The sequence below is a fragment of the Geodermatophilus sp. SYSU D01186 genome, from assembly GCF_054050215.1.
Genome location: NZ_JBJGYW010000006.1, coordinates 94,182 through 119,003, shown reverse-complemented (window position 1 = coordinate 119,003; position 24,822 = coordinate 94,182). Strand labels below are relative to the sequence as shown.

Sequence of the window (24,822 nt, the reverse complement as noted above, 5' to 3'; positions counted from 1 at the left end):
GCGTCCGCCGGTACGGTTGTGCGCTAAGAGAGCGTCTGTGCGGATGCCGCACGCTTCGGCGCCCGGCCGGAGGAGGGACCGTGAGCCAGCTGGACACCCGCGAGGCGCCCCCGGGGGAGCTGCCCCGCATCGACGCCGCCTCGCTGCGCGGCGTCCAGGAGTTCTACGCCGCCCAGCGCTGGACCGACGGGCTGCCGGTCATGCCGGTCACCGAGTCGGTGCTGGCCGGGTTCCTGGCGCAGACCGCCCGCGACCCCGGCGACATCGTGTTCCGGATGCCGCACCTGGACCGCTCCTGCACGGTGCGCTCCGCGGCGATCAACGCGGCCATGGCCGGCTGCCTGCCCGAGTACTTCCCGGTGGTGCTCGCCGCCTGGGACGCGCTGACCGCCGAGGGCTACGCCGGCAAGGGGATCTGGCAGAGCACGACCGGCACCGCCCCGCTGCTGCTGGTCAACGGGCCCGTGCGGGAGCGCATCGGCCTGAACTCCCGCGGCAACGTCTTCGGCTCGGGGTTCCGCGCCAACGCCACCATCGGCCGCGCCGTGCGCCTGACCGCGATCAACGTCTTCGGCCTGCACCCGCACGAGCTGGACCAGGCCACCCAGGGGACGCCGGCGAAGTACACCTGCTGCATCGCCGAGAACGAGGAGGACAGCCCCTGGGCGCCCTTCCCCGTCGACCACGGCTTCGCCGCTGGCGCCAGCACGGTCACCTCGATGCTGGTGCGCTCGGTCATCCACATCGAGGCCCGGCACACCACCGACCCCGAGCAGCTCGGCCGCGACCTGGCCGGCACGCTGGCCCGCACCGGGGCGCTGGTGCACGAGACCATCAGCGGCGCCCTCGTCCTCGGCCCCGAGCACGCGCACGTGTTCGCCGGCGCCGGGTGGGCGAAGACCGACGTCCGGCAGTTCGTGTACGAGCACGCCGTCAACACCCGCGCGCGGCTGGCCGAGGTCGGCAAGGACGCCGTGTCCCGGGAGACGCGCTGGCGGCTGCCGGCCGGCCACCCCGACGCGGTGCCCGGCTCGGCCGACGGCGCCCCGGAGGAGACCGTCCCGGTGCTCAACTCCCCGGAGGCGCTGCTGGTCGTCGTCGCCGGGGCGCACAACGCCGGCGTCTCCGCCGTCGCCGAGACCTTCGGACCCCGCGGCGGGGCGCCCGCGGTCGCGCTCGTCCCGGACGCCCCGACCCCCACGACCCAGGAGAGCACCCGATGAGCACCGTGCACGAGCCGGCGCGCGAGACGCCGGTCCACGGCGAGTTCGACGTCGTCGTCATCGGCGGCGGCCCCGCGGGCCTCATGGCCGCGGCCGCCGCCGCCCGCGCCGGCCGCTCCACCATCCTGCTGGAGCGCTACGGCTTCCTCGGCGGCGCGGGCACCATGGGCGGGCTGTCCACCTTCTGCGGCCTGCACGCCAAGGTGCACGGCGAGCACCGGCAGGTCATCCACGGCCTCGCCGACGAGCTGCTCGAGCGGCTCACCAAGCTCGACGGTCTCAACACCCCGCACCTGACCATCAACGACGGCATCCTCGCCCAGGCCTTCGACATCTCCAGCTACAAGCTGGCCGCCGACGAGCTGGTCGTCGACTCCGGTGCCAGGCTGCTCTTCCACGCCACCGCGGTCGGCGTGGTCATGGCCGACGACGCGACGATCGACGCGGTCCTCATCGAGACCAAGTCCGGGCGGGCCGCCGTCCGCGGGCGGGTGTTCGTCGACGCCTCCGGGGACGCCGACGTCGCCGCGTGGGCCGGGGTGCCGTTCGAGAAGGCGCCGCACCTGCTCTACCCGTCCCTGATGTTCCGCATCAACGCCGTCGACGTCGCTGCGGCGGGCGAGGCCCCGTGGCGGACCGTGGAGCGGCTGATGAACGAGGCGGAGGCGGCCGGCACGCACCGCTTCCCCCGCAAGAAGCCGATCGTCCGGCCGCAGCGCAACCCGCTGGAGTGGCGGGCCAACCTCACCCAGCTGTCCAACCCCGACGGCACCGCGGTCGACGGCACCGACGTCGAACAGCTCACCCGCGGGGAACTGCAGGGCCGCCGGCAGGCGTTCGAGGCCTTCGACTTCATCAAGCACCGGACGCCGGGCTTCGAGAACTCCTACATCGTCGACATCGCCCCGCAGATCGGGATCCGCGAGACCCGCCGGGTGTTCGGCGAGTACCGGCTCACCGAGGACGACGTGCTGGACTGCGCGGACTTCGACGACACCATCGGCGTCAACGGCTGGCCGGTCGAGGCGCACGTCGCGGGCACCGTGGAGTTCCGCTGGCAGCGCGGTGAGGACCCGCGCGGCTACAACCAGCTGCCCTACCGGATGGTCGTGCCGCAGGGGGTGGACAACCTCTTCGTCGCCGGCCGGTGCGCCTCGATGACCCAGGGCGGGCAGTCCTCGGCGCGGGTCACCGGGCCCTGCTTCGCCATGGGGGAGGCCGTCGGCGTCGCCGCCGACCTCGCGCTCACCGGCGGGCTGGCGGTCCGCGACGTCCCGGTGTCCGAGCTGCAGCGCCGGCTGGAGCTCGGCGGGGTCTTCCTCGGCCGCGGGGAGGCGTGATGACCCGGCTGCGCAGCAACTTCCCGGTCGGCGGGACGCCGTGGGCGATGCGCCGGGCGCAGTGGACCGCGCTGGGCCTGTCCGACGAGGACATGGAGAAGCCCAAGATCGCGATCGTCAACAGCTCGTCCAAGCTCGCCAGCTGCTTCAGCCACCTCGACGACGTCGTCCCGACGCTGATGGCTGCCATCCGCGAGGCCGGCGGCGTGCCGTTCGAGGTGCGCACCGCCGCGCCCAGCGACGCGATCACCAGCGCCGGGGCGCAGGGCCGGTACATCCTGCCCAGCCGCGACCTCATCGCCAGCGACGTCGAGGTCGCCGTCGAGGGCGCCCAGCTCGACGGCATGGTCACCCTCGCCTCCTGCGACAAGACCACCCCCGGGCAGCTCATGGCGGCCGGCCGGCTGGACATCCCGACGATCGTCGTCGGCTGCGGCTACCAGCCCTCCGGCGTCTACCGGGGCGAGCACGTCGACTTCGAGGACGTCTTCCTCTACGCCGGCCACGTCGCCACCGGCGCGATGACCGTCGAGGAGCTCGCCGAGATGGCGTCGGTCGCCGTCAGCGGGCCCGGCGTCTGCGCCGGCATGGGGACGGCGAACTCGATGCACATCGCCACCGAGGCGCTCGGCATGGCCATGCCCGGTAGCACCCCCGTGCTGGCGCTGAGCGACAAGATGTTCGCCGACGCCGAGCGGGCGGGACGGCGCATCGTGGAGCTGGTCCGCGAGGACCTCCGGCCGCGGCAGATCCTGACCCCCGGCGCGTTCCGCAACGCGGTCACCGCGGTGCTGGCCATCAGCGGGTCGGTCAACTGCGTCAAGCACCTGCAGGCGATCGCGGTCGAGGCCGGCTGCGACGTCGACGTCCTGGCGCTGTTCGAGGAGCTGGCGCCCCAGGTGCCGCTGCTCACCGCGGTGAAGCCCAACGGCGACCGCCGCATCGACGAGTTCGAGGCGGCCGGGGGAGGGCAGGCGCTGCTGCACCAGCTGCGCCCGCTGCTGGACCTCGACCAGCCCACCGTCGACGGCCGCACGATGGGCGAGGTGCTCGGCGGGGCCACCGTGGCCGACGCCGACGTCATCCGCCCGGTCGACCAGCCGCTGGCCACCCACCCGGGCATCACCGTCGTCCGCGGGACGCTGGCGCCGGAGGGGGCGGTGGTCAAGCGCACCGTCGCCGACGACGGCCTGCACCGGTTCTCCGGGCCGGCGAAGGTCTACACCTCCCGCGAGGAGGGGCTGGCCGGCATCCGCGGCGGCGAGGTGCGGCCCGGCGACGTCGTCGTGCTCAGCGGGCTGGGCCTGCGCGGCTCCCCGGGCATGGCGCTGACCTCGGCGTTCATCTTCGCCCTCGACGGGGCCGGGCTCGGCGACCAGGTGGTCGTGGTGACCGACGGGCAGATGTCCGGGCTGGTCAACAAGGGCCTGGTGGTCGCCGAGGTCAGCCCCGAGGGCGCGGTGGGCGGCCCGCTCGGGCTGGTGCGGGACGGCGACGTCGTCTCCGTCGACGTCGACGCCCGCACCCTCGACCTCGAGGTGCCCGCCGACGAGCTCGAGCGGCGCCGGGCCGAGCTGCCGCCGCTGCCCGCCCCGCGCGGGTGCGGGTGGCTCGACGTCTACGCGCGGACGGTGTCGCCGCTGGGGCGGGGCGCCACGCTCGGCGGCTGAGCCGCCGCCCGGCCGGCGAGGAGCCAGACGACCAGCGCCGCGACCACGCAGGTGGCGCTGCCGATGACGCCGATGACGGTGTACCCGGTCCCGCGGGGCAGGCCCCCGCCGGCCGGGGTCACCGCCGCCAGCACCGTGGCGGTCAGCGCGCTGCCGACGGAGAACCCGGCGTAGCGCAGCACCTGGTTCAGCGCCATGGCGCTGCCGGTCTCCCGCGGCGGGACGGCGGAGACGACCAGCCCCGGGGCCGCGGCGAACACCGTGCTCACGCCCAGGCCGGCGACGGCGGTGACGACGAACAGCACCCACAGCTCCTCGCGGTACACCGCGAAGAGGGCCTGCGACCCGGCCACCAGCAGGGCGCCGAGCGGCAGGACCACGCGCGGGCCCCGGCGCTCGCCGACCCGGCGGGAGAGCGGGCCGGCGAGCATGCCGGCCAGCGAGAAGGGGAGCAGCGCGAGCCCCGCCACCAGCACGGTGGCGCCGAAGCCGTACCCGGTGCTCTCCGGCGTCTGGGCGAGGACGGGCACGGAGCCCATCATCATGTAGTTGGCCAGGCTGACCAGCAGGACCGAGACGTGCCCGGCGGCGGCCAGGCGGCCGCGGGCCAGCCGCAGGTCGATCAGCGGCGCGCGGGTCCGCAGCGCGACGACGACCCAGACGAGCAGGGTGACCGCCGAGCCGGTGGCCACCAGCAGCACCCGGGGTGAGGTCCAGCCCCAGCCGTCGCCCTCGGCCAGGGTGAGCAGCGCGCCGCCCAGGCCCGCGCCCAGCAGCAGCGCGCCCGGCAGGTCGAAGCGGCGCGGCGGGGCGGGGGAGGCCGGCGGCAGCACGAGGGCGGCCGCGGCGAGCGCGCCGGCGGAGATCGCCGTCGCCGTCCAGAACGCCGCCGTGGCCCCGGCGTAGGTCGTGATCGCCCCGGCGACGGGGAACCCGAGCCCCACGCCGGACACGACGGTGATCGACAGGGCCGCGATCGTGCGGCGGGACCGCTCGATGGGCAGGGCCTCCCGGGCGGTCGCGATGAGCAGCGGCATCAGCCCGAGGCCGAAGCCCTGCAGCCCGCGCCCGGCGAGGAACCAGCCCAGACCCAGCGGCAGGGCGGTGAGGACGCCGCCGGCCACGACCAGGGCCAGGGCGGCGAGTGCGACGGTGCGGCGGTGCGACCCGTCGCCCAGCCGGCCGAGGACCGGCGTCGCCACCGCGCCGACCAGCAGCGGCATGGTCAGCGACCACTGCGCCACGTGCAGCGGCACGTCGTACAGCCCGGCGACCGCGGGGATCAGCGGTGCGCCGACGCTGCTGGTCACCGCGACCACGGTGGCGACGAGGATCAGCACGGGCACGAGGGCCCGGGAGTGGTCGCGTCCGGACGACCCCGGACCGACCGACGCCGGCGACCCGGTCGCGGGGACCGGGCCGCCGGCGGCCGTCACGGGGCGGGAGCCGGTCAGGCGGCTGCCTTTCCGGTGACGTTGTGCGGGTCGATGACGTACTTCTTGGCGACGCCGGAGTCGAACTCGGCGTAGCCGCGGGGCGCGTCGTCGAGGCCGATGACGGTGGCGTTGACCGCCTTCGCGATCTGCACCTTGTCGTGCAGGATCGCCATCATCAGCTGCCGGTTGTAGCGCATCACCGGGCACTGGCCGGTGGTGAACGACAGCGACTTGGCCCACCCGGTGCCCAGCGAGATCGACAGCGCGCCGACCTTGGCGGCCTCGTCGATGCCGCCCGGGTCGCCGGTCACGTACAGGCCGGGGATGCCGAGCGCGCCGCCGGCCGCGGTGACCTCCATGAGGGAGTTGAGCACCGTCGCCGGCGCCTCCTTCTGGGCGCCGGAGCCGTGGCCGCGGGCCTCGAAGCCGACCGCGTCGACGCCGCAGTCGACCTCGGGGACGCCGAGGATCTGCTCGATCTGGTCCTTCGGGTCGCCCTTGGAGACGTCGACGGTCTCGCAGCCGAAGGAGCGGGCGGCGGCCAGCCGGTCCTCGTTGAGGTCGCCGACGATGACGGCGGCGGCGCCCAGCAGCTGGGCGGAGACCGCCGCGGCCAGGCCGACGGGGCCGGCGCCGGCGATGTAGACCGTGGAGCCGGTGGTGACGCCGGCGGTGTAGGCGCCGTGGTAGCCGGTCGGGAAGATGTCCGACAGCATCGTCAGGTCGAGGATCTTCTCCAGGGCCTGGTCGCGGTCGGGGAAGCGCAGCAGGTTCCAGTCCGCGTAGGGGACCATCACGTACTCGGCCTGGCCGCCCTGCCAGCCGCCCATGTCGACGTAGCCGTAGGCCGAGCCGGGGCGGTCGGGGTTGACGTTCAGGCAGATGCCGGTCTTGCCCTCCTTGCAGTTGCGGCAGCGGCCGCAGGAGATGTTGAACGGCACCGAGCAGACGTCGCCGGTCTTGATGAACTCCACGCCCGGGCCGGTCTCGACGACCTCGCCGAGGATCTCGTGGCCCAGGACCAGCCCGTGGGGCGCGGTGGTGCGGCCGCGGACCATGTGCTGGTCGCTGCCGCAGATGTTGGTGGTGAGCACCTTCAGGATGGCGCCGTGGGGCACCTGGCGGCCCACGTTGTCCGGGTGCACGCCCGGGCCGTCCTTGAGCACGAGCTCCGGGTAGTCCAGGTCGGTGATCTCGACCTTGCCCGGGCCCTGGTAGGTCACGCCGCGGTTGTTCGCCATGTGGGTCCTTCTCCTCGTCGTCGAGTGGACGCCAGCACCCTCGCAAGCTGCCGGCTGGGTCGGTCAACTGCTCTCCCGGGAGGCGGGAGGACGCCGTCCCCCCGCCTCCCGGGCCGAACTCACGCCGGGAAACCCACCGCGTGGGTGTCCATGAACTCGCGGAGACCCTCGATGCCCATCTCCCGGCCCATGCCGCTGTGGTTGAAGCCGCCGAACGGGGCGCGCTCGTCGAGGTGGGCGGCACCGTGGGCGTTGACGAAGGTGTACCCGGTGCGCAGCCGGGCCGCGACCGCGGCGGCACGGTCGAGGTCGGCGGTCCACACCGACGAGCACAGCCCCGACCAGGTGTCGTTGGCCCGGGCCACGGCGTCGTCCTCGTCGTCGAAGGGCAGGATCGGCAGGGTCGGGCCGAACTGCTCCTCGACGACGACGCGGGCGTCGTCGGCCGGGTCGAGCACCAGCGAGGGCCGCAGGAAGTTGCCGACGGAGATGTCGGCGCCCTCGGCGGCCTCGCCGAACTCCCGCACCTCGGCGCCGGACTCGCGGGCCTGCGCGAGCAGCTCCTGCACGTACTCCTTCTGGCGCGCCTGGTGCAGCGGGCCCATGGTCACGTTCTCGTCGAGACCGTGGCCGAGCCGCTGGGCGGCGAGCAGGCCGGAGAGCCCCTCGACCACCTCGTCGTACCGGGAGCGGTGCACGTAGAGCCGCTTGGTGGCCATGCAGATCTGGCCGGTGGAGTCGAACGTGCCGGTGAACAGCCGGTTCATCGCGTCGCCGGAGAGGTCGGCGTCGGCGAGGACCAGCGCGGGGTCGTTGCCGCCGAGCTCGAGCGCCACGCGGGTCAGCGACTGCGCGGCCATCGACATGATCCGCCGGCCGCCGCCGGGGCTGCCGGTGAAGCAGACGTGCTTGACCCGGTCGTCGGAGATCAGCGCCGAGCCGATCTCGGCGTCGGCGCCGGTGACCACGTTGAGCACGCCGGACGGCAGCAGCTCGGCCACCTTCTGCACGGTGCGGGTGGTGGCCAGCGGCGTGGAGGGCGGCGGCTTCACCACGACGGTGTTGCCGGCCAGCAGGGCGTAGGGGAGCGAGGCGGCGAGGATCGCCAGCGGCCAGTTGAACGGCACGATGATCGTGACCACGCCCAGCGGCAGGTGGCCGATCGTCGTCCGGTAGGGCGGCGCGGGCAGGGTGACCGTGTGCTCGACCTGGTCGGCGAGCTGCGCGGCCAGGCCGAACCGGTGGGCGAACACGATGGAGTCGATGAACGACTCCATGCGGATCTTGCCGTTCTCGCGGGTGAGGATCTCGGCGGTCGCGTGCCGGTCGGCCTCCAGCGGCGCCAGCGCCGCGGTGATCAGCTCGGCGCGCTCCTGCGGGCTGCGGGCGGCCCACGCGGGGAACGCGCGGTCCGCGGCGGCCACGGCCTCCTCCGCCTGCTTGGCGCTGGCGGCGGCCGCGTAGCCGACGACCGACCGGCCGTCAGCGGGGTCGACCACCTGCAGGTGGTCGTCGGTGCTGCGCACCTCGCCGGCGATGAACAGCTCGGTCCGGATCTCCGGCAGCTGGTCCAGGGACACCATGTGGCCTGCTTCCTCAGGGTCGGTGCGTGGGGCCGCCCCGGGGCGGCCCGCGGGCGTGTGCCCGGGGTCACGGTAGGCCCGGAGGTCCCGGGTCACCCCGGCCATCCGACCGGACCGGGTGCGGCGGATCCGGAGGGGGTCCCCGCGACATCCGACGTAGGCCGACGACGCCCGGACGAGGGGGCTAGCGTCGGCGGCACCGGCCGCACACCCCCTGGAGGACGACGCCGTGCCCACCGTGCGCGAGACCACCTTCGACCTGCTCCGCACCTGGGGCCTGACCACCGTGTTCGGCAACCCGGGGTCCAACGAGCTGCCCTTCCTCGACGGGTTCCCCGACGACTTCCGCTACGTGCTGGGCCTGCACGAGGGCGCGGTGCTGGCCATGGCCGACGGGTACGCCCAGGTCACCGGCCGCCCGGCGCTGGTCAACCTGCACTCGGCCGCCGGCCTGGGCAACGCCATGGGCAACCTGGCCAACGCCAAGGCCTGCGGGACGCCGCTGGTGGTGACCGCCGGCCAGCAGGCCCGCCCGATGGTCGGCCTCGGGTCGATGCTCGGCGAGCCGGGGATGACCCGGGTCCCCGAGCCGCAGGTCAAGTGGTCGTTCGAGCCGGCCCGTGCCCAGGACGTGCCCCGGGCCCTGTCCGAGGCGTTCCACCTGGCCACGCTGGCCCCGGCCGGTCCGGTCTTCGTCTCCCTCCCGCTCGACGACTGGGCGCAGCCGGTGGACGCCGACGAGGTGGCCCACCTGGCCGGCCGCCGGGTGCGCCGGGCCGGCGGCCTGGACGACGAGCTGCTCGCGGAGCTGGCCGGCCGGCTCTCCGCCGCGCGCAACCCGGTGCTGGTCGTGGGCCCCGAGGTCGACGACGAGCGCGCGTACCCCCGCGTGGTGGAACTGGCCGAGCGGCTCCAGGCGCCGGTGTGGACCGCCCCCTCGGCGCCGCGCGCGCCCTTCCCGACCCGGCACCCGCTCTGGCAGGGGCTGCTGCCGCCGAGCATCGCCGGCGTGGCCGCACACCTCGAGGGCGCCGACCTGGTCCTCGTGCTCGGGGCGCCGGTGTTCCGCTACCACGTCTACGTGCCCGGCGCGTGGCTGCCCGGGGGCGCCGAGCTGGTCGCCGTCGGCAGCGACCCCGGCACCGCCGCCCGCGCCGCGTTCGGCGACGCGGTCGTCGCCGACGTCGCCACCGTGACCGGCCAGCTGCTGACCGCGCTGGACGGCCTGCCGGCGCGGCCGGAGCGGCCCGCGCCGGAGCGGGCGGTCGCGGCCGAGCCCGGGGAGGTCCCCTTCCCCGCGGACGCCGTGCTCGGCCTGCTCGCCCGGTCGGTGCCCGCGCACACCCGGTTCGTCAACGAGTCGACCGCCAACACCGCGCAGTTTTGGTCCCACCTGGACCTCGCCGGCCCGCGCGGGCTGCTGTTCCCGGCCGCCGGCGGCCTGGGCTTCGGCGTGCCCGCCGCGGTCGGCGCCGCGCTGGCCGACCCGGCCCGCCCGGTGGTCGCCGTCCTCGGCGACGGCGCCTTCCAGTACGGCGTCCAGGCGGTCTGGACGGCGGTGCAGCACCAGCTGCCGGTGACCTTCGTCGTCCTGCGCAACGGCATCTACGGGGCGCTCGCCTCGTTCGTGGGGCAGCTGGGCGTGTCGAAGATCCCGGGGCTGGAGCTGCCCGGCCTGGACGCGGTGACCATCGCCCAGGGCTACGGCGTGCCCGCCCGCGCGGTCGCCTCGGCCGGGGAGCTGGCCGAGGAGTTCGCCGCCATCGGCAAGGCCGAGGGTCCCCGGCTGGTGGAGGTGCCGATCACCGCGGAGACGCGGAGACTGGGGTGACCACAGGCCGTCCTGGCCACTGCCGCCGTCCGGCGCGCCGCGGTGCGCGGGGCTGCGACGGATGACGTAGCCGGGATGGCCCGAGCGCCCCGGAGCAGCCGGGTCCAGGGGCTCACGACTTCGGTGTCAATACGGGTTTCCATTCTCGGAGCGGTGTAACCGCGGTCACCTGCGGTCCCACCACCTTGCACAGCGGCGTCCAGAGGAGAACTCCCCCCGTGGCAACACCCACCTCCACCGTGCCCGCGAAGGCCGGCCCCTCCAAGAAGGGCATCTTCGCGGCGAGCTTCATCGGCACGTCGATCGAGTGGTACGACTACTACATCTTCGGCACCGCCGCCGCGCTGGTGTTCGGGAGCGTCTTCTACCCGGAGTTCGACCCGACGGCCGGCACCATCGCCGCGTTCGCCACCTTCGCCGTGGGCTTCATCGCCCGCCCGCTCGGCGCCGCGGTCATCGGCCACTTCGGCGACCGGATCGGCCGCAAGTCGATGCTGGTGCTCACCCTGCTGCTCACCGGTGGGGCGACCTTCCTCATCGGTGTGCTGCCGACCTACGCGGCGATCGGCGTCGGCGCGCCGCTGCTGCTGGTCGCGCTGCGGCTGATCCAGGGCTTCGGCGTGGGCGGTGAGTGGGGCGGTGCGGTGCTCATCGCGACCGAGCACGCCAGCCCCCGTCGCCGCGCCGTCTACGGCAGCTTCGCCCAGTTCGGCGTCCCGGTCGGCGTGCTGACCTCCAACCTCGCGTTCCTCGCCGTCTCCGGCATGGACAACGAGGACTTCCTCGCCTGGGGCTGGCGGATCCCGTTCCTCATCAGCATCGCGCTGGTGGTCGTCGGCTTCGTCGTCCGCAGCAAGCTGGAGGACGCCCCGGAGTTCCAGCAGGTCAAGGAGAAGAAGCAGGTCAGCAAGATCCCGGTCGCCGAGCTGGTCAAGCGCCAGCCGCGCACGCTGGTGCTGGGCAGCCTGGCCTCCATCGCCCCGCCGGCGGTGGGCTACACGGTGATCGTCTACATGCTGACCTACGGCACCACCGTCGTCGGCTTCGACCGGACCACCCTGCTGTGGCTGATCCTCGCCTCGACCGCGGTGTGGATCGCCACGATCGTGGTGTCCGCGCTGCTGTCGGACCGCTTCGGCTCCAAGAAGGTCTTCGCGGTCGGCGCGCTGACCGCCGTCCTCTGGCCGCTGCCGATGTTCGCCCTCGTCAACACCGGCAGCTCCGCCGCGGCCCTGTTCGCGTTCGTCGTCGCGGCGATCGTGCAGGGCATCATGGCCGGCGCCCAGGGCGGCCTGTTCACCGAGATCTTCGAGGTGAAGACCCGCTACAGCGGCATCTCGATCGCCTACCAGCTCGGCGGCATGATCGGCGGCGCGGTCACCCCGATCGTGGCCACCGCCCTGTACGGCTCCTACGAGTCCTCGACCCCCATCGCCATCTACGTGGCGGCGCTGTCGCTGGTCAGCCTCGTGGCCGTGCTCGGCATCCGGCCGGTGCCCAACGCGCAGCAGGCCGACGCCGACCGGCTCGGGACGGCGGCCGCGACCGCCGGCTGAGCCGCGGCGCGACCCACCAAGGCGCGCCGGCCGGGACTCCTCGTCCCGGCCGGCGCGCCGTCGTCGTCGCCGGGCCCTCCTGCGGGGGGAGCTCCCCCCGGGCGGGCCGGGGCCGGGCTCCCGGCCGGGGGGTAGCGTGATCGCCCGGCAGTGGGCCGGTGTCGACGGGCGGGACGAGGCAGTGGTGCGCAGCGAGGTGGCGCCGGCCGGCGCGGTGTGGCCGGCGGACGCCGGGGACGACCCGGTGCTCCGCGCGCTCGTCGAGGTCTCTGCGGACGGGCTGGTGCTGGTCGACGGCGCCGGCCGCCTGCTGGGCCTCAACGCCGCCGCCGCGCAGATCCTCGGCCGCCCCGCGGCCGACCTGGTCGGCACGGCCACCCCGTTCGACCCCACCACCGGCGACCCGGACGCCCCGGACCGGCGGACGGCGAGCTGGCCGGTGCCCGGGCACAGCCGCCGCGAGCTGGAGTACCGCGTGCTCCCGGTGGACTCCTCCCGCTGGGCCGTGTGGTTCGGCGACGTCACCGACACCGTCCGCCAGCAGGAGCGGCTGACCGCGATCACCCGGGCGGCGGCCAGCGTGGCCGACGCCTACTCCCTGCCGGCCACCCTCGACGCGGTCGCCCGCGAGATCGCCATGACCGCGTCGATCGCCGCCGTCCAGATCCTCGCGCTCGACGACCCCCGCGAGGACCTCCGGCTGCTGGGCATGGCCGGGTTCGGCGACGTCGTCGACTTCGCGGAGAAGCTCGCCGCCTGCCGCCGGCTGGGCGCCCGGGTGCTGTTCATGGAGGCGCTGGAGGGCCGCCAGCCGGTCGTCAGCCTGCACCGCAAGCCGGTGATCATGGCCGACCCGCTGTGGGCGCCGCTGCACGAGATCATGGACGTCCCCGACTGGGACAGCTTCGTCTCGATGCCCCTGGTGGTGCGCGGCCGGACGCTGGGGATCATCAACGCCTACTATTCGCCGGGGGAGGACCCCGGCCCCAGCTCGCTGGCGTTCCTCGAGGCCATGGCCGACTCCGCCGCCGTGGCCATCGAGACCGCGGCGCTGCTGACCCAGACCCGCTCCCGCGCGCAGAGCGACGAGCGCCGCCGGCTGGCCCGGGACCTGCACGACTCGGTGGTCCAGCAGGTGTTCTCCATGCGCATGCAGGCCGAGGCGCTGCGCGCCCACCTCGCCACCGCCGACGCCGACCCGGCGACCGTGCGCAGCGGCGCGGAGGAGCTCGCCGAGCTGTGGGGGGGGGGGGGGGGGGGGCGGGGGGGGGGGGGGGGGGGGGGGGGGGGGGGGGCGGGCGCGCCGGCCGGCCCCCCCGCGGGCGGAACCCGCCCCGCCCCCGGCCGCCCCCCCCCCCCGCCCCCCCCCCCCCCCCCCCCGCCCCCCCCCCCCCCCCCCCCCCCCCCCCCCCCCCCCCCCCCTGCGCGGGCTGGTGTTCGAGCTGCGGCCGCTGGACCTCGCCGAGAACGGCCTGGTCGAGGCCATCCGCGCGCACGCCGCCGGCGTGGAGGCGCGCACCGGGCTGGCGGTCGAGGTGCACGCCGACGACGACCTGGAGCTCGACGTCGACGTCGACGTGCAGGAGGACCTCTACCGGATCGTCCAGGAGGCGCTGCACAACGTGGTGAAGCACGCCCGGGCCACCGAGGCCGACATCCGCGTGGACCGGCCCGGCGGCGGGGTGCGGGTCGAGGTCACCGACGACGGCTGCGGCGGCACGCCCGACCCCGCGCCGGCGCCCGACGCCGGTGACCGGCCCCGCGGCCGCCTGGGCCTGGTGTCGATGCGCGAGCGCGCCGAGCGGTGGGGCGGGCAGCTGGCGGCCGGGCCCCGGCCGTTCGGCGGCTGGCGGGTGCAGGTGACGCTGCCCGCGCCGGGCGCCCGGGGGAGGGCGGGCCGGTGAGCGGGGAGGCGATCGGCGTCCTGCTCGTCGACGACCACGCGATCGTGCGCCGCGGGGTGCAGGCCTACGTGGCCAGCGTGCCCACGCTCACGGTCCTCGGGGAGGCGTCCGACGGCCAGCAGGCCGTCGAGCTGCTGCACCAGTGGCAGACCACCGGCGAGCCGATGCCCGACGTCGTCCTCATGGACCTGCAGATGCCGCGCATGGACGGCGTGGCCGCCACCGCCGCGATCGCCCGCGCCCACCCGGGCATCCGGGTGGTCATCCTCACGAGCTTCGGCGAGGTCGAGCGCGTGCACGCCGCCCTGGCCGCCGGGGCGGCCGGCTACGTGCTCAAGGACGCCGACCCCGCCGAGGTGGCGACGGCGATCACCGCGGCGGCCGCCGGCGAGGTGCACCTGGACTCCGCGGTGGCCCGGCAGCTGGCCCGCCGGATGGCCGCCCCCCAGGCCGGGCTCACCTCCCTCACCGCCCGGGAGCGGGAGATCCTGGCGCTGGTCGCGCAGGGCCACTCCAACCGCGACATCGCCGACGAGCTGGTGATCAGCGAGCGCACCGCGCGCACCCACGTGAGCAACGTGCTGAGCAAGCTGCAGCTGTCCAGCCGCACCCAGGCCGCGCTGCTGGCGATCCGCGAGGGGCTCATCCCCCCGCCCGCCTGACCTGCGCGGACGCCGGCGTCCGGAGGCGGGACGAGGCGTAGGACACATGACGTAGCCGGGACCTGCCGAGTCGGTCGCCCCGAAGCTGTCATCGAGCCGATCCGCCGGACACCGGCGATCCTTAGCGTCAGTGTGTGTGCGGTCACCCCTGGGGGCCCGCCGCCGGGGTGCGCGTCCCGGTGCCCGGCCCCCGGCCGGGCGGCCCGGCGCCGCACCCCCGATCCACCCTCTCGAGTCAAGGAGTCCGCGATGGCAGCCAACCCCATCGTCATGAACGGCTGGTACATCGGCGCCTGGTCCGACGAGGTCAGCCGCACGCTGATGCAGCGCTGGATCTGTGGCCGCCCGGTGTGCTTCTACCGGCTGTCCGACGGCAGCGCGAACGCCATCGAGGACCGCTGCCCGCACCGCCGCTACCCGCTGTCGCTGGGTGGGCTGGACGACGACGTCATCACCTGCAACTACCACGGCTACAAGATCGACGGCTCCGGCCAGTGCGTGGGCGTCGCGGAGCAGCCCGACATGCCCAAGGGCGCCACGGTGCACCGCTTCCCGGTCGTCGAGCGCTACGGCATCGTGTGGATCTGGCCGGGTGACCCCGACAAGGCCGACCCGGACGACATCCCGGACGTCTCCTGGCTCGAGGACCCGAACTGGACCCACGTGCAGGGCTCGGTCGGCCTCAAGGGCCGCCAGGTGCTGCTGGTGGAGAACCTGCTCGACCTGACCCACGAGACGTTCCTGCACCCGACCTCCATCGGCAACGCCGCGGTCGCCGCCACCCCGATCGACGTGATCGGCGAGGGCAACAAGGTCTCCTTCGTCCGGCACATGATCGACATCGAGGCCCCGCCCTTCTACCAGTCGTCGATGGGCGTGACCACGAACATCGACCGCTGGCAGGACGGCGACTTCTACGCGCCGGGCATCTTCATCCTCAACATTCGGATCGCCCCGACCGGCACCGAGGAGCCCGAGGGCTTCCACATGAAGGTCATCTACGGCATGACCCCGGAGACCGAGACCACCACGCACGACTTCTTCGCCCTGGGCCGCGACTACAAGATCGACGACCAGGAGCTCTCGGACTTCCAGCTCAAGCAGCAGCTGGCGGTCATGAAGGAGGACGTCGACGCCCTCGAGATCCAGGAGAAGATGGTCGCCACCGACCCGGGCATGATCGAGTCCTCGATCCGCTCCGACGTCGCCGGCATCCGCGGCCGCCGCCTGCTGGAGAAGATGGCCAAGGCCGAGGCCGCCGCGCGCGGCGAGGTCCCGGCCCGCCCGGCGCGCCCCGCCCGTCCGGCCGCCGCGGCCCAGCCGGAGCCGGCGGGTCAGGCATGAGCACGTTCGTCCTCGTCCACGGTGCCTGGCACGGGGGCTGGTGCTGGGACCGCGTCGCGCCGCTGCTGCGTGCGGCCGGCCACGAGGTGCACGCCCCCACGCTGACCGGCCTGTCCGAGCGCTCCCACCTGCTCTCCCCGCTGGTCGGGCTGGACACCCACGTCGAGGACGTCGTCCGGCTGATCGACACCTTCGGCCTGCGCGACGTCGTCCTGGTCGGGCACAGCTACGCCGGCCAGATCGTCACCGCGGTCGCCGACCGGCGGCCCGACGCGATCGCCAAGCGGGTCTACCTCGACGCCTTCGTCGGCTCCGACGGCGAGGCCGCCCGCGACCTGCTGCCCGAGCAGGTGGAGCACCACTGGGCGGAGTCGGCCGCGGAGCAGGGCTTCGGCTGGCTGGTGCCGGTCCGCAAGCTGTCCGTCCTCGGCGTGACCGAACAGGCCGACGTCGACTGGCTGACGCCCAAGCTCACGCCGCACCCGTGGAAGACCTACCTCGACCGGCTCGACCTCACCGGCGCCGTGGACACCGTCCCGGCCGCGTTCGTCGAGTGCGTGACCTGGATGCGGGTCTTCCAGGCCCAGGCCGAGCGTGCCCGCGAGCGCGGCTGGCCGGTGCACGAGCTCGACACCGGTCACGAGGCGATGGTCACCGCCCCCAAGGCGCTGGCCGACGTCCTGCTCGAGCTCGCCCGCTGACCACCACACGACAGGAGACCACCGTGGAGTTCCTCGTCCGCGCCGAGAACCTGCTGCCCCCGGACACCCCGGCGGAGCGGCGGGCGGAGCTGCGCTCCGGAGAGCGGGCCCGCGCCATGGAGCTGCGGGAGGCCGGCGTCCTCAAGCGGCTGTGGCGGGTCCCGGGCCGCACCGGGTGGATCGGGCTCTTCGAGGCCCCCGACCCGGCCGCCCTGCACGACGCGCTGGTGTCGCTGCCGATGTCCCCGTGGCTGGACGTGCACGTCGAGGCGCTGGCCCAGCACCCCCAGGAGCGCTGATGACCGCCTCCACCTCGCGGCAGCTGCGCATCACCTTCCGCCAGTACGACGGTGAGATGCTCGGGACGTGCTGGTGCGGTCGCACCAAGACCAGCGCCCACCCGCGGCCGCTGTGGGAGTGGCTGGACGACCACGAGCACCTCGGCGGCGACGAACAGGAGGTGACCGATGAGCACTGACACCCCCGTCGGCAGGTTCGACCTGCCGGGGACCCCGGTCTTCGACGGCCAGACCAGCCGGCGCGGCTTCCGCATGAACAAGCTGTTCATGAGCCTGCGCTCGGCGGAGGCCCGGGAGCGGTTCCTCGCCGACGAGGCCGCCTACTGCGACGAGTTCCGGCTGAGCCCGGAGCAGAAGCAGGCCGTGCTCGCCCGCGACTGGCAGGCGATGATCGACCTGGGCGGCAGCATCTTCTACGTGTACAAGCTGGCCATGATGGACGGCCGGTCGATGCAGTACCTGGGTGGTGTCTTCAGCGGCATGACCGAGGAGGAGTTCGTGGCGGCGATGCGTGCGGGAGGACGGCGGGATGGCTGAGGTGATCTGGGGCCTGGCGACGTCGCACGTCCCGTCGATCGGGGCGGCGATGGACCGCGGCAAGACCGAGGACCCGAACTGGAAGGGCCTGTTCGACGGCTACGCCCCGGCGCGGGAGTGGCTGGCCGAGCACCAGCCCGATGTCGCGATCGTGATCTACAACGACCACGCCAACGGCATCGACCTCGACATCGTCCCCACGTTCGGCATCGGCACCGCCGAGCGCTACGAGGTGGCCGACGAGGGCTTCGGCAAGCGCCCGGTGCCCGACGTCGTCGGTGACCCCGAGCTGTCGCTGCACCTGCTCGAGAGCCTGGTGGACGACGGCTTCGACCTCACCGTGTTCCAGGAGCTCGACGTCGACCACGGGTTCACCGTGCCGCTGTCGGTCTGGACGCCGGACCCGGGCGAGGCCTGGCCGTGCCCGGTGATCCCGCTGCTGGTCAACGTCATCCAGTACCCGCAGCCGACCGCGGCCCGCTGCTACGCCCTCGGGCAGGCCCTGGGCCGGGCGATCCGCCGCTACCCGAAGGACGTCAAGGTCGCCGTGCTGGGCACCGGCGGGATGTCCCACCAGCTGGCCGGGTCGCGGGCGGGCTTCATCAACCCCGACTTCGACCACATGTTCCTCGAGGCCATCGAGAAGGACCCGGCCAAGCTGACGACGCTGTCCCGCCAGGACTACATCCGCGAGGCCGGCTCCGAGGGCATCGAGATGATCATGTGGCTGATCATGCGCGGGGCGATGAACGAGCAGGTGACGAAGGTGCACTCGCACTACTTCGTGCCTGCGTCCAACACCGCCGCGGCAATCGCGCTGTTCGACAACCGGGTGCCCCAGCCGGCCTGAACCGGCAAGCCGGCCTGAACCGGCACCCGTGGACCGACGGGCCGTACCGCTCCTCCGTCGAGCGGTACGGCCCGTCGGCGTCCCAGGGGCCGGTCACCAGTCGACGCCGGTCCGTTCGGTGCCGGTGCGGAGCAGGCCGCCCCGGTCCACCCGGTAGGTGTTCATGACGGTCAGCCGTGGGCTGTAGACGTGCACGCTCAGCGCGGGCTCGGCACCGGTGTTGGTCACCCGGTGCACGTGGTGGGCGCCGAACGGGCGCACCCGGCCGGCCGAGAGCCGGGTGGCGTCCGGGAGCGCGCCCACCTCCTCGTCCAGCGCGCCGCGGACGACGGCGAACGCGCCGGCCGAGCCGCCGTGGTCGTGCAGGCCGGTGCCCTGGCCGGGCAGCCAGGAGAGCAGCCAGACCTGCGCGGCGGCCAGTTCGGGGTGCAGCGAGGGGTCGAGGGCGTCGGCGGCCAGCGCCGGGTCGAGCAGGTGGGTCCACCGGCTCTCGGCGCGGTACTCCACCAGCGCCGACCAGCGGTGCTCGGCGGCGGCGAGGGCCGCGGCCAGCGCGGCGGCCCCGGTGCGGCGGCGGGTGGGGTCGGCGTCCGGACGGCGGGCAGGGGACAGCAGGGATCGGGTCACGAGGGTCCTTCGGGGAGTGCTGGGGGTGGGCGCGGGGATCAGCGGCGGCGACATCGCGCGCTGGACACGCGCAGCAGGTCCACGGCGACGCGGCGGATGAGCCTCACCGCGCGCCCCGCGACAGGTCCACGTCAGCCGCGCCGCGCGGTCCGGGCGGCGTCGACCTGCGGGCGCGCCGCGGCCAGCCAGGCGTCCAGCGGTGCGGGGTCGTCCCAGGTCTTCTCCAGCAGGTACAGCCCGCGGGTCGGCGTGGTGGCGCCGAGCTCGACGAGGACCGGCTTGAGCAGCAGCTCGGGTGCCAGCGCGTGGGTGGGCCCGCCGCCCAGCATCAGCGGGACGGCGACGACGCCCGCGAGGTCGCCGGTGCCGATCTGGTCGAGGAACAGCTTGAGCAGGCCGGTGTAGGTGGCCTTGTAGGTGGGGCTGGCGACGACGGCGACCTCGGCCTCGCGCACCGCGGCGACCGCCTGGGCCACGGCCGGGTCGCCCCAGGCGAGCAGCCCGGCACCCAGGTCGACGACGTCGACGACGAGGTCCGGCGGGGCGTCGGTCAGCCGCTCGACGACCAGCTCGGCGGCGGAGCGGGTGCGGGAGCGGGGCTTGGGGTTGCCGACGACGGCGACGGTGGTCATGCCGCGGCCGCGTCGCGCTTCGCGACCTCCTCGCGGACCAGCGGGAGCACGTACCGGCCGACGTCGATGGCGTCGCCGAGCAGGTCGTAGCCGCGCATCGAGATGATGTCGACGCCGAGGTCGACGTAGTCCAGCAGCGCCTGGGCCACCGTCTCGGGGGTGCCGACCAGCGCGTTGGAGTTGCCCGCACCGCCGGTTGCCCGCGCGGTCGGCGTCCACAGTGCGCGGTCGAACCGCTCACCGCGGGCGGCGATCTCCAGCAGCCGCTGCGAGCCGGTGTTCTCGGGGCCGGTCAGCGGGTGCCGGCGCGAGATCGGCTGCCGCCCACCGGCGGTGCGGGCGGTGATCCGGTCGACGGTGCGGTACGCCTTCTCCCAGGCCAGCTCCTCGGTGGGGGCGATGATCGGCCGGAAGGCCACCTGGATCCGCGGCATCGTCGTCCGCCCCGCCGCACGGGCCGCCGCGTGCACGCGCTCGATCTGCGCCGCGGTCTCGGCCAGGGGCTCGCCCCACAGCGCGAAGACGTCGGCCTCGGCGCCGCCGGCGGCGTAGGCGGCCTCCGACGAGCCACCGAAGGAGACGTCGGGGCGCGGCTGCTGCACGGGGAAGGTGTCGCTCACGAAGTCGGCGAACCGGTAGTGCTCGCCGTCCCAGTCGAACGGCTCGCGGGAGGTCCAGGCCTTCTTGACGATCTGGATGTACTCGCGGGTGCGGCCGTAGCGCTGGTCCTTGGTCAGGTAGTCGCCCTCGCGCTGCTGCTCGGCGTCGGTGCCGCCGGTGATGAAGTGCACGGTCAGCCGGCCGTCGCCGATCTGGTCGAGCGTGGCGAAGGTCTTGGCGGCGAAGGTCGGGTAGCTGACGTTGGGCCGGTGGGCGAGCAGCACCTGCAGGCGCTCGGTGTGCGAGAGCAGGTACGCGGCGGCGGCCGAGGGCTCGGGGGCGCCGGAGCCGTAGGCGAACAGCACGCGGTCCCACCCCCAGTCCTCGTGGGCGCGGCCCAGGCGCAGCGTGAACTCCTTGTCGAAGCTCGCGCCGGAGCGGGGGGTGGTCTCGGAACCGTCGTTGGTGGCGGCGATGCCCAGGAACTCGATCGGCATGGTGGTCCTCACGTGGCGGGGCGGCCGCGCGCTGGACGCGGCCGGGGGAGAGATCGGGAGGGTGCCGTCAGGGACAGGTGGCCGACCAGACCCGCCCGAGGTCGACGTGGACCCGCCGGACCAGCCGCGGGGCGGCTGCGGGGGCGGTCGACAGGCTGGGCACGGGGATATCTCTACCATCTCGATCGGGTTTGACGGGAAAGCGGGTGCCGTGTCACGCTCCCGGCAGGTCAAGAGTGCCAGCGACAAGCCCCGGCTCGCTGGCCGGCAACCCTTCCTCCGCGATGGGGTGCCCCGGGTGACGACCTGGCGGGTGTGCCGACCGGCGCCCGCAAGCGCGGACCCCGTACCCGGGTCCCCGAACCGAGGAGCCCTGCGTGACCGGCGCCGTCCTGTCCCGTCCCGTCCTCCCCGCCGCCCCGGAGCGGCCGCTGCTGCCGGTCGTCGGCGCCGGCACCGAGGTGCCGCTGGTGCCCACCGGGCGGGCCCCGTACGCCGATCTGGACACCGCGGCGAGCACCCCCGCGCTGGTCGCGGTCGCCGACCGGGTGGCGGAGGCGTTGCCGCTGTACGCCAGCGTGCACCGCGGCGCGGGCTACCTCTCGCAGGTCTCGACGGCCCTGTACGAGTCCGCGCGTGACACCGTCGCCCGCTTCGTCGGCGCGCGGCCGGACGACGTCTGCGTGCTCACCCGCAACACCACCGACGCGCTCAACCTGCTGGCCGCCTCGGTCCCGGCGGGGGAGCGGGTGCTGGTGCTCGACTGCGAGCACCACGCCGACCTCCTGCCCTGGCAGCGCCGGGGGAACACCACCGTGCTCCCCACCCGGTCCACGGTCACCGCGACGCTGCGGGAGCTGGCCGCCGAGCTCGCCGCGCAGCGCCACGCCCTCGTGGCGGTCACCGGGGCGTCCAACGTCACCGGCGAGGCGCTGCCGCTGGCCGACGTCGTCGAGCTGGCGCACGCCGCCGGTGCGCGCGTGGTCGTGGACGGCGCCCAGCTCGTGCCGCACCGCCGGTTCTCCCTGGCTGCGTCCGGCGCGGACTACGTCGCCCTGTCGGGGCACAAGCTCTACGCGCCCTACGGCACCGGGGCGCTGGTCGGCCGGCGCGACTGGCTGGACACCGCCCCCGCCCACCTGGCCGGTGGCGGTGCGGTGCACGAGGTCACCGTCGAGGAGACGCGGTGGGCCGCGGCGCCGCACCGGCACGAGGGCGGGTCGCCCAACGTGCTCGGCGCGGTCGCGCTGGCCGCGGCCTGCGACGCGCTGACGGAGCTGCCCGAGGGTGCCGTGGAGGAGCACGAGCTGGCGCTGCGGGCCCGGCTGGAGGCCGGCCTCGACGCGCTCCCCGGCGTGCGGCGGCTGCGCATCTGGCCGGACTCGGCGACGCCCACCGGGGTCGTGTCGTTCACCGTCGAGGGCGCCGACCCGGGCCTGGTCGCCGCCGTCCTCTCGGCCGAGCACGGCGTCGGCGTCCGGGACGGCCGGTTCTGCGCCCACCCGCTGCTCCAGCGGCTCGGCGTGCCCGAGGGTGCCCTGCGCGCCAGCGTCGGCGTCGCCACCACGGCGGCCGACGTCGACCGGCTGCTCGCCGGCCTCGCCGCCTTCCTGGGCCGCGGGCCGGCGGTGCGCTACGCGGTACGCGAGGGCCGGTGGCAGCCGGCCGAGGACCCGCGGCCCCTGGCCGGGCTGGCCGGCGCCGACCTGCGCGCCGTCGCCCGGGGCGCAGGCTGCGGCGGGGCGGCGCGGTGACCGGCTCAGCCGGGCAGGACGACGGTGCGCAGCTCGTGGGCGCCGTCGGCGCGGGTGGCCTCGTAGAACCAGCGGGCGCCGCCGCCGGGCAGGGCCACCGCGTCGGCGTAGCGCAGGCCGCCCGGGGCGTGCGGGCTCTGCAGCAGCGGCCCGCCGGGGGCGGCGCGGAACCGCCCGTCGCCGTCGGCGTGCGCGAGGCCGGTGCGCTCCTCCCAGTTCTCCGCCGCGGTGGCGCGGCCGTCGTACAGCGCCCAGCTGCGGTCGCCGTCCAGCACGACGGCGGCGAACCGCACCCCGCGGGCGTCCCAGCTGCCCGGCGTGCCGGCCAGGGCGGTGCCCTGCCAGCTCCAGTCGACGCCGTCGTCGCTGGTGGCGTGCTCGGTGGTCATGCGGTCGGTGGCGTCCGGATCGTCGAGCGGGTGGACGCTGGCCCACAGGTGCCACCGGCGTCCGTCGTGCCGCAGGACCGGGTCCTTCACGGCCTCGGCGTCGCTGCCCGGCAGCACGGTGCGCGGGGTCGCCGTCGCCAGCTCCTCGACGGTGCCGGCCTCCAGCAGGTCGACCCGCCAGTGCTTGGTCCCCGGCGTCGCGCAGCTGACGTAGAGCCGCCAGCGGCCCTCGGGCGTGTGCACCAGCGCCGGACGCTCCAGCGACTCGGCCCCGAACGCGTCCTTGCCCACGCCCACGACCGGGGTGAACCGCACCCCGTCGTCCGAGCGGGCGACGACGTTGGCGAAACCACGGCCCTCGCCCACCGGCCGCCGCAGCCGGTAGGCCAGCCACCACGTCCCGTCGACCAGCTGGGCCGACGGACCGCCGGCCCACGAGCCGGGGCGGGGGTCCTCCGGGGCCAGCACCACCTCGGCGTCGGCCCAGAACCGGTGCGGGTCAGGGAGGGGGACGGCGTTGTCGGGCACGCGGCGGCTCCGGTCTCGGGCGAGGGGGACGCCGCTCAGTGTGCACACCGCTCGAGGAAGGAGTCCGCATGAGCGGCCGACTGCCGCAGTTCGTCATCGCCGGGGCACCCAAGGCCGGGACGACGGCGCTGCACGCCGCCCTGGCCACGCACCCGGGGCTGTACCTGGCGCCGGTCAAGGAGCCGAAGTACTACCTGACTGACGGCCGGCCGCCGCCGCGCAGCGGGCAGCGCGGCCCCGGCGACGCGCACAGCGCCCGGGAGTGGATCTGGCGTCGGGAGGAGTACCTCGCGCTGTTCGACGCCGCTCCCGACGACGCCGTCCGCGGCGAGAGCACGCCGTTCTACCTGTACGACCACCAGGCCCAGGAACGGCTCGTCGCCGACGTCCCCGCCGTCAAGGTGGTCGTGGTCGTGCGCGACCCGGTGGACCGGGCGTGGTCGAACTGGGTGCACCTGCGGGCCGACGGGCTGGAGCCGGTCGCCGACTTCCTCACCGCCGTCCGGCTGGAGCAGCAGCGCATCGCCGAGGGCTACGCCCCGTTCTGGCACTACCGGGGCCTGGGCCGGTACGGCGAGCAGGTGCGCGACCTGTACCGGCTCCTGCCGCGCGAGCAGGTGTTCCTGCTGCGGTACCGGCAGCTGGTCGACACCCCGCGCGAGACGCTGGACCGGGTCAGCACGTTCCTCGGCGTCGAGCCGGGGGTCGCCCACACGGTGGCCCCCGAGAACGTCAAGCCGTACGTCGCCGACACCCCGCGGTACCGGGCGCTCGCCCGCGCCGTCCGCGCCGGGGCGGCACTGGGCGCCTACGCGCCGCCGCAGGTCTGGCGGCAGGCGAGCCGGCCGCTGGTCGCCGCGCTGCACGCCGGGAGGGCGCCGCGCCCGGAGATGCCGGTCGAGGTCCGGCGCGAGGTGCTCGGGCCGCTGCTGGAGGACATCGCGCTGCTCGAGGAGCTGACCGGCGAGTCCTTCGCCGACTGGAAGGGCGACACCGGCCGGGGGGACTTCCGCTCCCGGTCGTCCGGAACCGCACCCATCCCCCGGTAGAGGAGAGACCGATGTCCGTCACCGACGAGTTGCTCGCCGCCAACGCCCGCTACGCCGAGGGCTTCTCCGGCCCGCTCCCGCTGCCGCCGTCGCGGTCGGTCGCCGTGGTGGCCTGCATGGACGCCCGCCTCGACGTGTACCGCGCGCTCGGGCTGGCCGAGGGCGAGGCGCACGTCATCCGCAACGCCGGCGGCGTCGTCACCGACGACGAGATCCGCTCGCTGGCGATCAGCCAGCGGCTGCTCGGCACGCGGGAGATCGTGCTGGTCCACCACACCGACTGCGGGATGCTGACCTTCACCGACGAGGACTTCCGCACCTCGGTCGAGCAGGACTGCGGCATTCGCCCGCACTGGCACTCCGAGGCCTTTCCCGAGCTGGAGGACGACGTCCGCGCGCAGCGGCAGCGGATCCTCGACAGCCCGTTCGTCCCGGTGAAGGACAGCGTCCGCGGCTTCGTGTTCGACGTCGCCACCGGGAGGCTCAGCGAAGTGCTCTGAGGCGGGTACCCCCGGGGCGGCGCCGCTCGCCGGCGGCCGCCCCGGTCCCGCCCCGTCCGACCCCGCCCG

Annotated in this window: 23 protein-coding genes, 1 pseudogene and 1 riboswitch; of the genes and pseudogenes, 17 read left to right on the top strand and 7 right to left on the bottom strand. The window is 74.8% G+C overall.

Features of this window, described 5'->3' with window-relative positions:
- Positions 1 to 80: 80 nt before the first annotated feature.
- The 3 genes from ACI784_RS06760 to ilvD are packed head-to-tail and all read left to right on the top strand — an operon-like array spanning position 81 to position 4,233.
- Positions 81 to 1,223: a hypothetical protein gene (locus ACI784_RS06760; RefSeq protein WP_456923487.1), complete on the top strand. Its 1,143-nt coding sequence runs from the start codon at positions 81 to 83 to the stop codon at positions 1,221 to 1,223.
- Entirely contained in the window at positions 1,220 to 2,563 is a 1,344-nt protein-coding gene (locus ACI784_RS06755) for an FAD-dependent oxidoreductase (protein ID WP_456923486.1), read from the top strand. Before ACI784_RS06760 ends, ACI784_RS06755 begins: the two co-directional genes overlap by 4 nt.
- Entirely contained in the window at positions 2,563 to 4,233 is a 1,671-nt protein-coding gene (ilvD, locus tag ACI784_RS06750; RefSeq protein ID WP_457012904.1) for a dihydroxy-acid dehydratase, read from the top strand. Before ACI784_RS06755 ends, ilvD begins: the two co-directional genes overlap by 1 nt.
- Here the strand turns inward: ilvD and ACI784_RS06745 are convergent.
- The 3 genes from ACI784_RS06745 to ACI784_RS06735 all read right to left on the bottom strand — a co-directional run bounded on the left by ACI784_RS06745 (position 4,182) and on the right by ACI784_RS06735 (position 8,493).
- Positions 4,182 to 5,573 (bottom strand): MFS transporter, encoded by a 1,392-nt coding sequence (locus ACI784_RS06745; RefSeq protein WP_457012903.1) that lies wholly within the window; start codon positions 5,571 to 5,573, stop codon positions 4,182 to 4,184. The genes ilvD and ACI784_RS06745 overlap by 52 nt on opposite strands.
- Before the next feature lie 110 nt (positions 5,574 to 5,683).
- Entirely contained in the window at positions 5,684 to 6,910 is a 1,227-nt protein-coding gene (gene fdhA, locus ACI784_RS06740; protein ID WP_457012902.1) for a formaldehyde dehydrogenase, glutathione-independent, read from the bottom strand.
- A 119-nt stretch (positions 6,911 to 7,029) separates the two neighbouring features.
- On the bottom strand, positions 7,030 to 8,493 hold the full coding sequence (locus ACI784_RS06735) for an aldehyde dehydrogenase family protein (RefSeq protein ID WP_457012901.1): 1,464 nt from the start codon (positions 8,491 to 8,493) through the stop codon (positions 7,030 to 7,032).
- Between the two features lie 229 nt (positions 8,494 to 8,722).
- Between ACI784_RS06735 and mdlC the strand changes: the two genes are divergently transcribed.
- The 11 genes and pseudogenes from mdlC to ACI784_RS06680 all read left to right on the top strand — a co-directional run bounded on the left by mdlC (position 8,723) and on the right by ACI784_RS06680 (position 18,177).
- On the top strand, positions 8,723 to 10,324 hold the full coding sequence (gene mdlC, locus ACI784_RS06730; protein WP_457012900.1) for a benzoylformate decarboxylase: 1,602 nt from the start codon (positions 8,723 to 8,725) through the stop codon (positions 10,322 to 10,324).
- A gap of 218 nt (positions 10,325 to 10,542) precedes the next feature.
- Positions 10,543 to 11,880 (top strand): MFS transporter, encoded by a 1,338-nt coding sequence (locus ACI784_RS06725; protein WP_457012899.1) that lies wholly within the window; start codon positions 10,543 to 10,545, stop codon positions 11,878 to 11,880.
- Positions 11,881 to 12,016: 136 nt separating this feature from the next.
- Positions 12,017 to 13,102, top strand: a pseudogene (locus ACI784_RS06720) (GAF domain-containing protein); the annotation flags it as partial.
- A gap of 211 nt (positions 13,103 to 13,313) precedes the next feature.
- On the top strand, positions 13,314 to 13,784 hold the full coding sequence (locus ACI784_RS06715) for a sensor histidine kinase (protein ID WP_457012898.1): 471 nt from the start codon (positions 13,314 to 13,316) through the stop codon (positions 13,782 to 13,784).
- Entirely contained in the window at positions 13,781 to 14,446 is a 666-nt protein-coding gene (locus ACI784_RS06710; protein WP_457012897.1) for a response regulator, read from the top strand. The genes ACI784_RS06715 and ACI784_RS06710 overlap by 4 nt, the downstream gene beginning before the upstream one ends.
- A gap of 249 nt (positions 14,447 to 14,695) precedes the next feature.
- Entirely contained in the window at positions 14,696 to 15,790 is a 1,095-nt protein-coding gene (locus ACI784_RS06705) for a Rieske 2Fe-2S domain-containing protein (protein ID WP_457012896.1), read from the top strand.
- Positions 15,787 to 16,491, top strand: coding sequence for an alpha/beta hydrolase (locus ACI784_RS06700; protein ID WP_456923476.1), 705 nt, complete (start codon positions 15,787 to 15,789; stop codon positions 16,489 to 16,491). Before ACI784_RS06705 ends, ACI784_RS06700 begins: the two co-directional genes overlap by 4 nt.
- 23 nt (positions 16,492 to 16,514) lie before the next feature.
- Positions 16,515 to 16,790, top strand: a complete 276-nt coding sequence (locus ACI784_RS06695) for a muconolactone Delta-isomerase family protein (protein ID WP_456923475.1) — start codon at positions 16,515 to 16,517, stop codon at positions 16,788 to 16,790.
- Positions 16,790 to 16,969 carry a hypothetical protein gene (locus ACI784_RS06690; RefSeq protein WP_456923474.1) on the top strand — a complete coding sequence of 60 codons (180 nt, stop codon included), beginning with the start codon at positions 16,790 to 16,792 and terminating at the stop codon, positions 16,967 to 16,969. The genes ACI784_RS06695 and ACI784_RS06690 overlap by 1 nt, the downstream gene beginning before the upstream one ends.
- Complete coding sequence (gene ligA, locus ACI784_RS06685) at positions 16,959 to 17,327, top strand: protocatechuate 4,5-dioxygenase subunit alpha (RefSeq protein WP_456923473.1); 369 nt, start codon at positions 16,959 to 16,961, stop codon at positions 17,325 to 17,327. The genes ACI784_RS06690 and ligA overlap by 11 nt, the downstream gene beginning before the upstream one ends.
- Complete coding sequence (locus tag ACI784_RS06680) at positions 17,320 to 18,177, top strand: class III extradiol dioxygenase subunit beta (protein WP_457012895.1); 858 nt, start codon at positions 17,320 to 17,322, stop codon at positions 18,175 to 18,177. Before ligA ends, ACI784_RS06680 begins: the two co-directional genes overlap by 8 nt.
- A 93-nt stretch (positions 18,178 to 18,270) precedes the next feature.
- On the opposite strand, the gene ACI784_RS06675 is transcribed toward ACI784_RS06680, so the two are convergent.
- From ACI784_RS06675 to ACI784_RS06665, 3 genes are all read right to left on the bottom strand, one after another.
- A complete protein-coding gene (locus tag ACI784_RS06675; protein ID WP_457012894.1) occupies positions 18,271 to 18,804 on the bottom strand; it encodes a cysteine dioxygenase in 534 nt (177 codons plus the stop codon).
- Between the two features lie 131 nt (positions 18,805 to 18,935).
- Positions 18,936 to 19,436, bottom strand: coding sequence for an NADPH-dependent FMN reductase (locus tag ACI784_RS06670; protein ID WP_457012893.1), 501 nt, complete (start codon positions 19,434 to 19,436; stop codon positions 18,936 to 18,938).
- Complete coding sequence (locus tag ACI784_RS06665; protein WP_457012892.1) at positions 19,433 to 20,533, bottom strand: LLM class flavin-dependent oxidoreductase; 1,101 nt, start codon at positions 20,531 to 20,533, stop codon at positions 19,433 to 19,435. Before ACI784_RS06665 ends, ACI784_RS06670 begins: the two co-directional genes overlap by 4 nt.
- A 228-nt stretch (positions 20,534 to 20,761) precedes the next feature.
- Positions 20,762 to 20,877, top strand: a riboswitch (SAM riboswitch).
- Positions 20,878 to 20,910: 33 nt separating this feature from the next.
- Here ACI784_RS06665 and ACI784_RS06660 point away from each other — a divergent pair.
- The gene (locus ACI784_RS06660) at positions 20,911 to 22,287 is read left to right on the top strand and encodes an aminotransferase class V-fold PLP-dependent enzyme (RefSeq protein WP_457012891.1); all 1,377 of its coding nucleotides are present in this window, start codon (positions 20,911 to 20,913) and stop codon (positions 22,285 to 22,287) included.
- Between the two features lie 5 nt (positions 22,288 to 22,292).
- On the opposite strand, the gene ACI784_RS06655 is transcribed toward ACI784_RS06660, so the two are convergent.
- Entirely contained in the window at positions 22,293 to 23,204 is a 912-nt protein-coding gene (locus ACI784_RS06655; protein WP_457012890.1) for a hypothetical protein, read from the bottom strand.
- Positions 23,205 to 23,272: 68 nt separating this feature from the next.
- On the opposite strand from ACI784_RS06655, the gene ACI784_RS06650 reads away from it, so the two are divergent.
- A complete protein-coding gene (locus ACI784_RS06650; RefSeq protein ID WP_457012889.1) occupies positions 23,273 to 24,253 on the top strand; it encodes a sulfotransferase in 981 nt (326 codons plus the stop codon).
- Positions 24,254 to 24,264: 11 nt separating this feature from the next.
- Entirely contained in the window at positions 24,265 to 24,753 is a 489-nt protein-coding gene (locus ACI784_RS06645; protein ID WP_456923465.1) for a beta-class carbonic anhydrase, read from the top strand.
- Positions 24,754 to 24,822: the final 69 nt, after the last annotated feature.

Bases quoted from the DNA above. Each gene is read 5' to 3' on its own strand.
- ACI784_RS06755 (WP_456923486.1), top strand. From the start codon at position 1,220: ATGAGCACCGTGCACGAGCCGGCGCGCGAGACGCCGGTCCACGGCGAG.
- ilvD (WP_457012904.1), top strand. From the start codon at position 2,563: ATGACCCGGCTGCGCAGCAACTTCCCGGTCGGCGGGACGCCGTGGGCG.
- fdhA (WP_457012902.1), bottom strand. From the start codon at position 6,910: ATGGCGAACAACCGCGGCGTGACCTACCAGGGCCCGGGCAAGGTCGAG.
- ACI784_RS06735 (WP_457012901.1), bottom strand. From the start codon at position 8,493: ATGGTGTCCCTGGACCAGCTGCCGGAGATCCGGACCGAGCTGTTCATC.
- ACI784_RS06705 (WP_457012896.1), top strand. From the start codon at position 14,696: ATGGCAGCCAACCCCATCGTCATGAACGGCTGGTACATCGGCGCCTGG.
- ACI784_RS06700 (WP_456923476.1), top strand. From the start codon at position 15,787: ATGAGCACGTTCGTCCTCGTCCACGGTGCCTGGCACGGGGGCTGGTGC.
- ACI784_RS06690 (WP_456923474.1), top strand. From the start codon at position 16,790: ATGACCGCCTCCACCTCGCGGCAGCTGCGCATCACCTTCCGCCAGTAC.
- ligA (WP_456923473.1), top strand. From the start codon at position 16,959: ATGAGCACTGACACCCCCGTCGGCAGGTTCGACCTGCCGGGGACCCCG.
- ACI784_RS06680 (WP_457012895.1), top strand. From the start codon at position 17,320: ATGGCTGAGGTGATCTGGGGCCTGGCGACGTCGCACGTCCCGTCGATC.
- ACI784_RS06670 (WP_457012893.1), bottom strand. From the start codon at position 19,436: ATGACCACCGTCGCCGTCGTCGGCAACCCCAAGCCCCGCTCCCGCACC.
- ACI784_RS06665 (WP_457012892.1), bottom strand. From the start codon at position 20,533: ATGCCGATCGAGTTCCTGGGCATCGCCGCCACCAACGACGGTTCCGAG.
- ACI784_RS06650 (WP_457012889.1), top strand. From the start codon at position 23,273: ATGAGCGGCCGACTGCCGCAGTTCGTCATCGCCGGGGCACCCAAGGCC.
- ACI784_RS06645 (WP_456923465.1), top strand. From the start codon at position 24,265: ATGTCCGTCACCGACGAGTTGCTCGCCGCCAACGCCCGCTACGCCGAG.